11 protein-coding genes and 1 other RNA gene are annotated in these 11,812 nt (G+C 71.5%); 10 read left to right on the forward strand and 2 right to left on the reverse strand.

The window, feature by feature from the left end; translation table 11 throughout:
• Positions 1 to 104: 104 nt before the first annotated feature.
• The 3 genes from ABT041_RS31925 to ABT041_RS31935 all read left to right on the forward strand — a co-directional run bounded on the left by ABT041_RS31925 (position 105) and on the right by ABT041_RS31935 (position 3,848).
• Positions 105 to 1,343 carry a serine/threonine-protein kinase gene (locus ABT041_RS31925; protein WP_351191041.1) on the forward strand — a complete coding sequence of 413 codons (1,239 nt, stop codon included), beginning with the start codon at positions 105 to 107 and terminating at the stop codon, positions 1,341 to 1,343.
• Positions 1,344 to 1,372: 29 nt separating this feature from the next.
• Positions 1,373 to 2,476: a peptide chain release factor 2 gene (gene prfB / locus ABT041_RS31930; RefSeq protein ID WP_351191043.1), complete on the forward strand. Its 1,104-nt coding sequence runs from the start codon at positions 1,373 to 1,375 to the stop codon at positions 2,474 to 2,476.
• 382 nt (positions 2,477 to 2,858) lie between these two features.
• On the forward strand, positions 2,859 to 3,848 hold the full coding sequence (locus ABT041_RS31935) for a hypothetical protein (protein WP_351191045.1): 990 nt from the start codon (positions 2,859 to 2,861) through the stop codon (positions 3,846 to 3,848).
• Between the two features lie 87 nt (positions 3,849 to 3,935).
• Here the strand turns inward: ABT041_RS31935 and ABT041_RS31940 are convergent, their stop codons facing one another.
• Positions 3,936 to 4,118: a hypothetical protein gene (locus tag ABT041_RS31940; RefSeq protein WP_351191047.1), complete on the reverse strand. Its 183-nt coding sequence runs from the start codon at positions 4,116 to 4,118 to the stop codon at positions 3,936 to 3,938.
• Positions 4,119 to 4,353: 235 nt separating this feature from the next.
• Here ABT041_RS31940 and ftsE point away from each other — a divergent pair, with 235 nt between their 5' ends.
• The 6 genes from ftsE (at position 4,354) to ABT041_RS31970 (ending at position 9,514) form a co-directional block, all read left to right on the forward strand.
• Entirely contained in the window at positions 4,354 to 5,043 is a 690-nt protein-coding gene (gene ftsE / locus ABT041_RS31945; RefSeq protein WP_030692056.1) for a cell division ATP-binding protein FtsE, read from the forward strand.
• Positions 5,044 to 5,064: 21 nt separating this feature from the next.
• Positions 5,065 to 5,982, forward strand: a complete 918-nt coding sequence (gene ftsX / locus ABT041_RS31950; RefSeq protein WP_351191050.1) for a permease-like cell division protein FtsX — start codon at positions 5,065 to 5,067, stop codon at positions 5,980 to 5,982.
• Between the two features lie 78 nt (positions 5,983 to 6,060).
• Complete coding sequence (locus ABT041_RS31955; protein WP_351191052.1) at positions 6,061 to 7,239, forward strand: S41 family peptidase; 1,179 nt, start codon at positions 6,061 to 6,063, stop codon at positions 7,237 to 7,239.
• Between the two features lie 18 nt (positions 7,240 to 7,257).
• Positions 7,258 to 7,806, forward strand: coding sequence for an SsrA-binding protein SmpB (smpB, locus tag ABT041_RS31960; RefSeq protein ID WP_351191054.1), 549 nt, complete (start codon positions 7,258 to 7,260; stop codon positions 7,804 to 7,806).
• An 80-nt stretch (positions 7,807 to 7,886) separates the two neighbouring features.
• Positions 7,887 to 8,280, forward strand: a transfer-messenger RNA (tmRNA) gene (gene ssrA, locus ABT041_RS31965).
• Positions 8,281 to 8,431: 151 nt separating this feature from the next.
• Positions 8,432 to 9,514 carry a glycoside hydrolase family 18 protein gene (locus ABT041_RS31970; protein WP_351191056.1) on the forward strand — a complete coding sequence of 361 codons (1,083 nt, stop codon included), beginning with the start codon at positions 8,432 to 8,434 and terminating at the stop codon, positions 9,512 to 9,514.
• 5 nt (positions 9,515 to 9,519) lie between these two features.
• Here ABT041_RS31970 and ABT041_RS31975 read toward each other — a convergent pair whose 3' ends face one another.
• The gene (locus ABT041_RS31975; protein WP_351191058.1) at positions 9,520 to 10,764 is read right to left on the reverse strand and encodes an MFS transporter; all 1,245 of its coding nucleotides are present in this window, start codon (positions 10,762 to 10,764) and stop codon (positions 9,520 to 9,522) included.
• Between the two features lie 83 nt (positions 10,765 to 10,847).
• On the opposite strand from ABT041_RS31975, the gene ABT041_RS31980 reads away from it, so the two are divergent.
• A complete protein-coding gene (locus ABT041_RS31980; RefSeq protein ID WP_351191060.1) occupies positions 10,848 to 11,798 on the forward strand; it encodes a LysR family transcriptional regulator in 951 nt (316 codons plus the stop codon).
• Positions 11,799 to 11,812: the final 14 nt, after the last annotated feature.

Genomic DNA, 11,812 nt, shown 5'->3' on the forward strand with positions numbered 1-11,812 from the left:
TGCCGATTTGTCGACTTCCGAGGGGTGAATTCCCCTCGGAGGTCGAGACCGGCGGCCGTGGACGCGTAGTTTTGTCGAGAACCGCAGCCGCTGAGGGAGCAGTCTTGGCACGGAACATCGGCAGCCGCTACACCGCCCACCAGATCCTCGGCCGGGGCAGCGCCGGAACGGTGTGGCTCGGCGAGGGACCCGAAGGGCCCGTCGCCGTCAAACTGCTGCGCGAGGACCTGGCCTCCGACCAGGAGCTCGTCGGCCGCTTCGTGCAGGAGCGGACCGCCCTGCTCGGCCTCGACCACCCGCGCGTGGTCAAGGTCCGCGACCTCGTCGTCGACGGCACGGACCTCGCCCTCGTCATGGACCTCGTCCGCGGCACCGACCTGCGCACCCGGCTCGACCGCGAGCGGCGCCTCGCGCCCGAGGCCGCCGTCGCGATCGTCAAGGACGTCGCCGAGGCCCTCGCCGCCGCCCACGCGGCCGGCGTCGTCCACCGGGACGTCAAGCCGGAGAACATCCTGCTCGACATGGAGGGCCCGCTCGGCCCCGGCGGCGCCCACCCCGCCCTCCTCACCGACTTCGGCGTCGCCAAGCTGATCGACACCCCCGGCCGCACCAAGGCCACCCGGATCATCGGCACCCCCGACTACCTCGCGCCCGAGATCGTCGAGGGCCTCCCGCCGCGCGCCGCCGTCGACATCTACGCCCTCGCGACCGTCCTGTACGAGCTGCTCGCCGGTTTCACCCCGTTCGGCGGCGGCCACCCCGGCGCGGTCCTGCGCCGCCACGTCACCGAGACCGTCGTCCCGCTGCCCGGCATCCCCGAGGAGCTGTGGCAGCTGATCGTCCAGTGCCTCGCCAAGGCCCCCGCCTCCCGGCTGCGCGCCTCCGAGCTCGCCGCCCGCCTGGGCGACGTCCTGCCGCTGCTCAAGGGCATCCCGCCGCTGGACGTCGACGAACCGGACGCGGAGCCGGCCCCGGAGCCGTACGAGGAGGACACGTACGCCACCGGTACGGGCGCGGGCGAGCCCGGCCCGCGCCGCGCCGCCGTCCCGCTCGTCCCCGGCGCCTCCGCCGACTCCAACCGCGACACCCACACCTCCATGCGTGTCCCGGCCCCCGACGAGCTCTCCGGCGGCCCCCTCGGCACCGCCCGCGCCCCGCGCCCCGCCGGGGCCCGCCGCCCCGGCTCGGCCCGCCACAAGGCGGGCACGGTCCGCAAGAGACGGATCACCCTCGCCGTGGCGGCGGTCGTGGTCGCCGGCGCGCTCGGCGCGGGCGGCTACCTGGCGGCCTCGGGGGACGCGGACACCCCGCCGCAGGACTCCAAGCAGTCCTCCCTGCCGTAGGACCGGCGGCGAGCCGTTACGCTGGACGCGTGGCAGTCGTCGATGTATCCGAAGAGCTGAAGTCCCTCTCCTCGACCATGGGGTCGATCGAGGCCGTCCTGGACCTCGAGAAGCTGAGGGCCGACATCGCCGTGCTCGAAGAGCAGGCCGCGGCCCCGTCCCTGTGGGACGACCCGGAGGCGGCGCAGAAGATCACGAGCAAGCTTTCGCACCTCCAGGCCGAGGTCCGCAAGGCCGAGAACCTGCGCGGCCGGATCGACGACCTCGGGGTGCTCTTCGAGCTCGCCGAGGAGATGGACGACCCGGACACGCTCGCCGAGGCCGAGACGGAGCTCGCTGCCGTCCGCAAGGCCCTCGACGAGATGGAGGTCCGCACCCTCCTCTCCGGCGAGTACGACGAGCGCGAGGCCCTGGTCAACATCCGGGCCGAGGCCGGTGGCGTCGACGCCTCCGACTTCGCCGAGCGCCTCCAGCGCATGTACCTGCGCTGGGCGGAGCGCCACGGCTACCCGACGGAGATCTACGAGACCTCGTACGCGGAAGAGGCCGGCATCAAGTCGACCACCTTCGTCGTGAAGTCGCCGTACGCCTACGGCACGCTCTCCGTCGAGCAGGGCACCCACCGCCTGGTCCGCATCTCGCCCTTCGACAACCAGGGCCGCCGCCAGACGTCCTTCGCGGGCGTCGAGGTCCTGCCGGTCGTCGAGTCCTCCGACCACGTCGAGATCGACGAGTCGGACCTCCGCGTCGACGTCTACCGCGCCTCCGGCCCCGGCGGCCAGGGCGTCAACACGACCGACTCGGCCGTGCGCATCACGCACCTTCCGACCGGCATCGTCGTCTCCTGCCAGAACGAGCGCTCGCAGATCCAGAACAAGGCGAGCGCCATGAACGTCCTCCAGGCCAAGCTCCTGGAGCGCCAGCGCCAGGAGGAGCGCGCCAAGATGGACGCCCTCAAGGACAGCGGCAGCTCCTGGGGCAACCAGATGCGTTCGTACGTGCTCCACCCGTACCAGATGGTCAAGGACCTCCGTACGGAGTTCGAGGTCGGCAACCCGCAGTCCGTCCTGGACGGCGAGATCGACGGCTTCCTGGAGGCGGGCATCCGCTGGCGCAAGCAGCAGGACAAGTAGTCCCCACGGTCGTACGAGCCCGGGCCCCGCACCTTCTGGTGCGGGGCCCGGTGCCGTTCCCGGGGCTCGCGTGCATTCGCTGACGCAAGCGGAACGGGGGCCGTCGGGGCGCTTTGTCGACAAGGGAACTGCCGTCGCCGGGCCCGGAGTTCCGGGTTTACGTCACAGTTGCATCGTCGCATCTCGGTCAGCTGGTGATCTTTCGGGCATCGCACGCGCAACGACCTTGACGCCTCATCGGAAACTCGGAAGGGTGGCGCAATGGCATGCGCTTCTCTGGGACGCGTGTGAACGGGGGCCGGTCCAGTGATTCCGTCGCCCCTGCTGCGCGGGGCCCGAGCGCTGCCCCATGACGAGATGAGCTACTGGGGGTAGCAGCCAGATGACCAACAAGACGCGAGTCCGCCTGGTGCGGGTCGCGGCCAGTGCCGTGATCATCGCCGGTGCGTCCCTGACGGCGGCCGGTGCCGCGCAGGCCGTCGGCGGATTCGGAACAGAGTCGACCCAGACCCAGGACGCGGGTCTCGGTATCCAGGACACCGAGGAAGACACCAACGGCATCATCGGCGGCGGCATCTCCGGCGGCGCGGCCGCCGACGGTGGTGCCGCTGCTGACGGTGGTGCGGCTGCCGATGGTGGTGCGGCTGCTGACGGTGGCGCGGCCGCTGACGGTGGTGCGGCTGCCGATGGTGGTGCGGCTGCTGACGGTGGCGCGGCCGCTGACGGTGGTGCGGCTGCCGATGGTGGTGCCGCTGCCGATGGTGGCGCGGCCGCTGACGGTGGTGCGGCTGCCGATGGTGGTGCCGCTGCTGACGGTGGCGCGGCCGCCGATGGTGGTGCGGCTGCCGATGGTGGTGCCGCTGCCGATGGTGGCGCGGCCGCTGACGGTGGTGCGGCCGCTGACGGTGGCGCGGCCGCCGATGGTGGTGCGGCCGCTGACGGCGGTGCCGCCGCCGACGGTGGTTCGTCGTCCAGCGCTGGTTCGTCCTCCAACGGGGGCTCCTCCTCCAACGGCGGTTCGTCCTCCAGCGGTGGCTCCTCCACCACGACCGGCGGTTCGTCCACCGACGGTGGTTCGACCTCCACCACCGGCGGCTCCACCACCACCGGTGGCGGCTCGACCACCGACGGTGGCGCCGGCACCTGCACCGTCGACCTCGACGGCGCCGAGTGCGTGGACACCCCGAACAACACCGACCCCAACCAGGGCGGCTCGCAGCCCGTCCAGCAGGGTGAGGCGAAGGAGGAGCTCGCCGAGACCGGTGCGGCCGAGACCTCGTTCCTGGTCATCGGTGCCGCGACCATGATCGCCGGCGGCATCGGCTTCCGTATGCTGCCGCGTCTCGTGGGCGGCGGTCGCGCCGCCGTCTGAGGCGCGTGACGCATGACGAAGGGCCGGGGAGTTCGCTCCCCGGCCCTTTCGCGTGGTTCCGGCTCGTGGGCGCCGCGCGCCCTTCCGTCAGGCCGCCTGCACCGCGGCGAGCAGCGCGATCGCCGCCAGCAGGGCGACCGCCAGTGTCAGCAGCATCGCGGGCGACAGACCCTGAGGGGTCAGACGCTCCCGGTTCGCGCGGCAGACGGGGCAGCGGCCCTCGGCGACCGGGGCCGCGCAGTTGGCGCACACCAGTCGGTCGTAGGTCATGCGCTCTCCTCCTCCCGCACTGGGGTACACACCAGGACAACGTCCGGAGGGATCCGGACGTTCCCCCTACCACTGTGCCAGCTCCCGGGCGTTTCGGCGCGCCCCGTCCGATCGGCCGCCTTCCGTCCGGAGGGGCGAAAAGGATAAACGTCGCAAGCCAGGACCGCGACTGCGCGGGCCATCCCCGTTCGCGTAAGGTCACGCACACCTACTCCCGGCCGACCGTGGTGCATCCGTGATCCGATTCGACAACGTCTCCAAGTCCTATCCGAAGCAGAGCCGCCCCGCCCTCCGGGATGTCTCCCTGGAGATCGAGAAGGGGGAGTTCGTCTTCCTCGTCGGTTCCTCCGGCTCCGGAAAGTCGACCTTCCTGCGACTGCTGCTGCGTGAGGAGCGCGCCAGCCAGGGCCAGGTGCACGTCCTCGGCAAGGACCTGGCCCGGCTCTCCAACTGGAAGGTGCCGCAGATGCGGCGCCAGCTGGGCACCGTCTTCCAGGACTTCCGCCTGCTGCCCAACAAGACCGTCGCCGAGAACGTGGCCTTCGCGCAGGAGGTCATCGGCAAGCCGCGCGGCGAGATCCGCAAGGCCGTGCCGCAGGTGCTCGACCTGGTCGGACTCGGCGGCAAGGAGGACCGGATGCCGGGCGAGCTCTCAGGTGGTGAGCAGCAGCGCGTCGCCATCGCCCGGGCCTTCGTCAACCGGCCGATGCTGCTGATCGCCGACGAGCCCACCGGCAACCTCGACCCGCAGACCTCCGTCGGCATCATGAAGCTGCTCGACCGGATCAACAGGACAGGGACCACCGTCGTCATGGCGACCCACGACCAGAACATCGTCGACCAGATGCGCAAGCGCGTCATCGAGCTCGAAAAGGGCCGCCTCGTCCGCGACCAGGCGCGCGGCGTCTACGGCTACCAGCACTGACGGCGGGGGATCCAGAACACCATGCGCGCTCAGTTCGTGCTCTCGGAGATCGGCGTCGGTCTCCGCCGCAACCTGACGATGACCTTCGCCGTCATCGTCTCCGTCGCCCTGTCCCTGGCCCTCTTCGGCGGCGCGCTGCTCATGCGCGAGCAGGTCAGCACGATGAAGGACTACTGGTACGACAAGGTCAACGTCTCCATCTTCCTCTGCAACAAGGCGGACGCGGCCACGGCGGCCAAGTGCGCCAAGGGCGCGGTCACGGGCCAGCAGAAGGAGCAGATCGAGGCCGATCTGAGGAAGATGGACATCGTCGAGTCCGTCCAGCACGAGTCGGCCGACGAGGCGTTCAAGCACTACAAGGAGCAGTACGGCGACACCGCCATCGCCTCCGTGGTGACGCCGGACCAGATGCAGGAGTCGTTCCGGGTCAAGCTCAAGGACCCGGAGAAGTACAAGGTCGTCGCCACGGCCTTCGCCGGCCGCGACGGCGTGGAGTCGGTGCAGGACCAGCGGAACATCCTGCAGAACCTGTTCGACCTGATGAACGGCATGAACATCGCCGCCCTCGGCGTCATGGGCCTGATGCTGATCATCGCGCTGATGCTGATCGTCAACACCGTCCGCGTCTCGGCGTTCAGCCGCCGCCGCGAGACCGGCATCATGCGACTGGTCGGCGCGTCCAGCTTCTACATCCAGATGCCGTTCATCATGGAGGCCGCGTTCGCCGGCCTCCTCGGCGGCGCCGTCGCCTGTGTGCTGCTGCTCGTCGGCCGGTACTTCCTGATCGACCACGGCATCGCGCTCGCCGAGAAGATGCAGCTGGTCAACTTCATCGGCTGGGACGCCGTCCTCGCGAAGCTGCCCCTGGTGATCGCCATCGGCCTGCTCATGCCGGCCGTGGCCGCCTTCGTCGCGCTGCGCAAGTACCTGAAGGTGTGACAAGACACTTCCGTCGGTGAATGGCGTCGTGCGGGCAAAGCCCGTGCGGCGCCATCGCCTTGTCCTAGAGTGGGCGGCATGCCGGCCGGGCCCGCACCCTTCTGTATCCGGCCCCGTGGAGTCGTCCGCGGGGCCGTTCTGACGTTGGTGTTCACCGGCGTCCTCGCCACGGCCGCGGCCACCGGTGTCCTGCCCCGGCAGGAGCCCGCGGGCGCGGAGCGGCGGGCCGCGCCGGCGCGTGCGGGGGACGGTGCGACCGTCGACAGTGCCGCGCTCAGCCGGGCCGCCGCCGCGGCCATGGCCGACGGGAAGTCGGGCAAGAAGGCCGCCGAGGAGTTCGTCAGCCGCAGCGGGGACCGCTGGGGCGCGGTCTACGACAAGAAGGAGTACGCCGAGTTCGAGCAGGCCCTCGACGGCTCCTACACCGGGGTCGGGCTCTCCGCCGGGCGGTCCGGGGACGGCGGGGTCCGGGTGACGCGCGTGCAGTCCGGGGGGCCCGCCGAGCGGGCCGGGCTGCGGGTCGGCGACCGGCTCGTCTCCGTCGACGGGCGGTCGGTGGACGGGCTCTCGGTTTCCGAGGTGGTGTCGCTGCTGCGGGGTGACGGGGTCGCCGGCTCGGCCGTCTCCCTCCGGGTCGAGCGCGGCCGTGCCCTGTGGACGCAGACGCTGCGCCGGGCCCGGCTCGTCACCGAGCCCGTCAGCGTCCGCCGCCTCGACGACGGGACCGTACTGATCCGGGTCGCCGCCTTCACCAAGGGCGCCGGCACGCGCGTGCGTGACGCGGTACGGTCCGCCCCGCCCGGTGCCGGGGTCCTCCTGGACCTGCGGGGCAACTCCGGCGGTCTGGTCGCGGAGGCCGCGGTCGCCGCCTCCGCCTTCCTCGACGGCGGTCTCGTCGCCACGTACGACGTGGAGGGCGAGCAGCGGGCCGTGTACGCGGAGGACGGCGGCGACACGGGCAGGCCTCTGGTCGCGCTGATCGACGGGGGCACCATGAGCGCGGCCGAGCTGCTCACCGGCGCCCTCCAGGACCGTGGCCGGGCGGTCACCGTCGGCTCGCGGACCTTCGGCAAGGGCTCGGTGCAGATGCCGAGCGCCCTGCCCGACGGCTCCGTCGCCGAGCTGACCGTCGGCCACTACCGCACCCCCGCCGGGCACGCGGTCGACGGGCGCGGCATCACGCCGGACCTGGCGGTGGGGGAGCGGGCCGAGGAGCGGGCGAGAACGGTATTGAGTGGCCTCGGAGGGGGCTCGTAGTGCGAAAATGGCCGCACTATGGCAAAGGGACTCGTGAACGTGCAGGGCAAGCCTGCGAAGAAGGCATCGGACAAGGCGCCTGAGCGCAAGCTCATCGCGCAGAACAAGAAGGCGCGGCACGACTACCACATCATCGACACCTACGAGTGCGGTGTGGTGCTCATGGGCACCGAGGTGAAGTCGCTGCGCATGGGCCGGGCCTCGCTGGTCGACGGCTTCGTCCAGATCGACGGCCACGAGGCGTGGCTGCACAACATCCACGTGCCCGAGTACATGCAGGGCAGCTGGACCAACCACCACGCGAAGCGGAAGCGGAAGCTGCTGCTGCACCGGGCCGAGATCGACAAGCTGGAGTCGAAGTCGCAGGAGACGGGTCACACGATCGTGCCCCTCTCGCTCTACTTCCTGAACGGCCGGGTGAAGTGCGAGATCGCGCTGGCCAAGGGCAAGAAGGAGTACGACAAGCGCCAGACCCTGCGGGAGAAGCAGGACACGCGCGAGACGAACCGGGCGATCGCTTCGGCCCGCCGGCGGCAGCGGGCGGCCCAGGCGGCCGAGCGCGGTTAATACGCTGGCAACCGGACCCGTCGGTCACGTACCATGGGACCTGCACCCCACCGAGGGTGCGACCTTTGAAAAAACAACATGGGGATGATCGGTTTCGACAGCGGATGTCGAAGCAGTGGGAAGCGTGTCGAGGAAGCGGCAATGATCTCGTAAACCATATGTCGCAACCAATAATCGCCAACACCAAGAGCGATAACTCCCGCTTCGCCCTCGCTGCCTAATTTTAGGTAACGAACAGAAGCCTCTGTGAGGAGCGTCAGCCCGGGGGTGGTCCCGACCCGGATCCTGGCGTCATTCAGGGATCTAAACCTCTCGCCCCGGTCACGGGGGTGGGAGGGAAATCAAACAGTGACTGAGCCCGTTCCGGACTTGTCTGGGTGATCCGGAGGGCCGAGAAACTCGTACCAGACTGCACACGGAGAAGCCCTGATTCCGCACCGTTGGACGCGGGTTCGATTCCCGCCATCTCCACTCATCCCATGTGGGCACAGGCCCGGTGGTCGCGCGAGCGACTGCCGGGCCTTTGTCATGTTCGCCGACATGCCCCCGCCCTCTTGTGGGCTTGGTCTGGACCTGACACTCTGCGGTCGCCGCCCCCCACGCCACGGCACTCCCGGAGGTACGTATGCGTCACAGACCCCTCGCGGTCCTGCTCATGCTCCTCGCCCTCCTCGTCCCCGCCACCCTGCCCGCCGGCGCCGCCACGCCCGCGCCCGTGCAGGTCTACGGCACCTGGCACTGCGGGGACGACTACTGCACCTGGTCCACCGTCCGCGACGTCGCCGAGTTCGACGCCAAGAACCACTGGCTGATCGACCGCGGCGACGGACGGCCCTCCGTCAACCTGGTCGTGCTCAGCTTCGTCGAGCCGCTCAAACTGCTCCACCGCACCACCGACGCGGGCACCGCGAACGGCGTCCCCGTCGGCATGAGCCGCGAGATCGTCCAGTACTTCACCTCGCGCGGGATCCGCGTGATGCTGTCCATCGGCGGGATCACATACACCGACGAGTGGGACGCCGCCCTCGCCGAGAACGCCACCCAGCTGGGGCTCAACGCCGCCGCCGTCGCCGCCGACCTCGGCGTCGGCATCGAGATCGACTACGAGCAGAACACCGACCCGAACCTCACCGGGCTCCAGGCCTTCATCGACGCCTACCGGTCCGTCCACCCCTACGACGCCTCCGGTACGCGGCCGGCCGCGCGGCTCACCATCGACACCGCCGCCGGTGACCGCTGGCTCATCGACATCAACCGCAAGGCCACCGCCGACTGGCTGCGCACCGACACCCCGGTGCTCGACTACGCCAACGCGATGGTGCCCGCCCGGCCCACCTCCGCGAGCTCGCACATCGCGAACTGGCAGGAGCACCTCGACGGCAAGCCCCAGTTCTCGCCGCCGGTCGCCCCGCTCGCCCCCGCGAAGCTCACGGCCGGTCTCTACCTGGCGTACGGCCGGAGCCCGCTGCCCGAGTGCGTCGACTTCGCGAACTCGCTCCAGAAGGCGACCGGCGACTGGGTGCGGAACGCGGCGCCCAACGGGGCCGGGACCACCCCGGGGCTCCTCGGCTACATGTTCTGGGCCGCCGAGAAGCCGTCCACCCGGGGCCTCGGCACCCAGGAGCCCGACGGGTGCGAGGGCGGCGCCGGGGCCGGCGCGACCGCGTACGGGGTGCAGCTGCCGATGGCGCCGCTCCGGCAGAGCTGAACCCCTCAGTCCCGTGTACGGCGGCCCACCCCGGTCGCCGTGCACAGGGTCAGGGCCAACGCCGCCGCCGTCACCGGGATCAGGAACCCGAAGGAGGCGAAGGGCGCGTGGTCGGCGGCCCAGCCGCCGGTGGCCGAGCCGGTCGCGATGCCCGCCAGGAGCGCGGTCACCGCGAGGGTCATGCCCTCGTTGAGCTGGGCCGCGGGCGTGAGGCGCTGGACCAGGCCCATGCCCGTGACCATCGTCGGGGCCGTCGCCATGCCCGCCAGGAGGAGGCCGGCGGCCAGGGCGGGCAGGAAGCCGGTCGAGGCGGCGAGCAGCGGCATCGCCATCAGGACGGTCATCGCGGCCAGGCAGGTGCGCAGCCGCGCCGTGCGACGGGCCCGGCCGTAGAGGAGGCCGGCCGCGCAGGAGCCGGCGGCCTGCAGGGCGAGGACCGGTCCCGCGACGGGGCCGTCCACGTACGCGAGGGTGACGACCTCCATGGAGCCGAAGACCGCTCCCGTGGCGAGGAAGACCGCGAGCAGCGGCGCCATGCCGGGGGCGCGCAGCGGGGAGCCCGCTGTGGTGCGGGGGGCGACCGGGGGCTCGGTGGAGCGCTGGGCGGCGAAGATCAGGACGCCGCCGAGGAAGAGGACGCCCGCGGTGAGCGTGCCCGCCTCCGGGAAGAGCGCGGAGCACAGGACGGCGGCGAGCACCGGGCCGAGCATGTAGCAGAGCTCGTCGGCGGCCTGCTCGAAGGCGTTCGCGGTGTGCAGCGCGTCCGGATCGTCCCGGAAGAGGTACGCCCAGCGGGCCCGGGACATGCCGCCCGTGTTCGGGGTGGTGGCGGTGACGGCCGTCGTGAGGAACAGCGCCCAGGCGGGAGCCTTCTCGTGCACGCAGAGCAGCAGGACCAGATGGCCCAGGACCGCGTAGGCGGTGGCCGGGACCGCGACCCTGGCCTGGCCGTACCGGTCGACCAGCCGGGCGATCAGCGGCCCGGTGACGGAGCCGACGGCGAGGCCGGTGGCGGTGACCGCGCCGGCCAGGGCGTAGGAGCCGTACGCCGCCGCGATCATGATCACGGCGCTGACGCCGAACATGCCCATGGGCAGCCGGGCGATCAGGTTCCCGGCGGTGAAGGCGCGGGTGCCGGGGTGGGTGAAGAGGCGGAGGTAGGGGCTGCGGGGGAGGGCGGCGGGCCGGTCGCGGTAGCGGGGGGCGAGGGCCGGGCCCGCGGGGGTGAGGGTGAGGTCCGGTTGCGGCATGGACCAAGGGTGGGTCGGCACGATCCCGGCGGTCCAACACCTAACCGGTGGTGATTGACGCGCCTGTGTTGTTAAATGCGGCGGTGTCCACCGACCCGCGTCTGCTGCGCGCCTTCACCGCCGTCGCCGAAGAGCTGCACTTCACCCGCGCCGCCGCCCGCCTCTACGTCGCCCAGCAGGCCCTCAGCCGCGACATCCGGCGCCTGGAGCGGGAGTTGGGCACCGAACTCTTCGTACGGACCACCCGGCAGGTCACCCTCACCCCCGACGGCGAACGCCTCCTCCCGTACGCCCGCCGGGTGTTGGCCGCCCACGACGAGCTCAGCGACGCCTTCCGCGCCGAACCCCGGCCGCTCCTCGTCGACCTCAACACCCCCGACCTCGTCCAGGAGCGGATCCTCCAGCGCGCCCGCGAACTCGCCCCGGAACAGGAGCTGATGGCCCGCTACGAGAGCGGACTCACCGGCGCGGCCCAGTCCATCCTCGCCGGCCGGCTCGACACCTCCTTCGGCCGGTACGGAGGACTCGACGCCCGGCTCAGGGCGCGGCTCGACTCCCAGTTCGTCCGGTACGAGCCGATGGCCGTGGTCCTGCGCGAGGACCACCCCCTCGCCGGCCTGCCCGAGGTGCCGCTCGCCCGCCTCGCCGGCCTGCGGATCTACGCCGGCGCCGGAAACGACCGCACGCCCGAGTGGACCGACCTCGCCACCCGCCTCTTCGCCGGCCGGGACATCGACGTCGCCCCGCCCGCACCGCTCGCCGTCGGCCACGAGGAGTTCCGCCGGCTCATGGCCAAGTACGGCGACCCCGTCCTCGCCGTCGTCGACTTCCCGCCCATGCCGAACTGCGTGATCCGGCCACTCGTCGACCCCGTCCCCCTCTCACCCGTGAGCCTCGTGTGGCGCAAGGGACTCCGCCACCCCGGCCTGGACGCCCTGCGCCGGGCCGCCGCCGAGCTGGGCGCCCGGGAAGGCTGGCTGAAGCGCCCGCCCGGCTCCTGGCTGCCCGACGGAGAGCCCGGGCTGCCGGCCTAGCACGGGGGCGCTCA

Source organism: Streptomyces sp. NPDC002825 (assembly GCF_040295385.1).
Taxonomy (GTDB): Bacteria; Actinomycetota; Actinomycetes; order Streptomycetales; family Streptomycetaceae; genus Streptomyces.

What these genes read in the sequence shown, in the direction of transcription:
- ABT041_RS31940 (WP_351191047.1), bottom strand. Translation starts at nt 4,118, where the DNA reads ATGACCTACGACCGACTGGTGTGCGCCAACTGCGCGGCCCCGGTCGCC.
- smpB (WP_351191054.1), top strand. Translation starts at nt 7,258, where the DNA reads ATGGCAAAGGGACTCGTGAACGTGCAGGGCAAGCCTGCGAAGAAGGCA.
- ABT041_RS31970 (WP_351191056.1), top strand. Translation starts at nt 8,432, where the DNA reads ATGCGTCACAGACCCCTCGCGGTCCTGCTCATGCTCCTCGCCCTCCTC.
- ABT041_RS31975 (WP_351191058.1), bottom strand. Translation starts at nt 10,764, where the DNA reads ATGCCGCAACCGGACCTCACCCTCACCCCCGCGGGCCCGGCCCTCGCC.
- ABT041_RS31935 (WP_351191045.1), top strand. Translation starts at nt 2,859, where the DNA reads ATGACCAACAAGACGCGAGTCCGCCTGGTGCGGGTCGCGGCCAGTGCC.
- ABT041_RS31955 (WP_351191052.1), top strand. Translation starts at nt 6,061, where the DNA reads ATGCCGGCCGGGCCCGCACCCTTCTGTATCCGGCCCCGTGGAGTCGTC.
- ftsX (WP_351191050.1), top strand. Translation starts at nt 5,065, where the DNA reads ATGCGCGCTCAGTTCGTGCTCTCGGAGATCGGCGTCGGTCTCCGCCGC.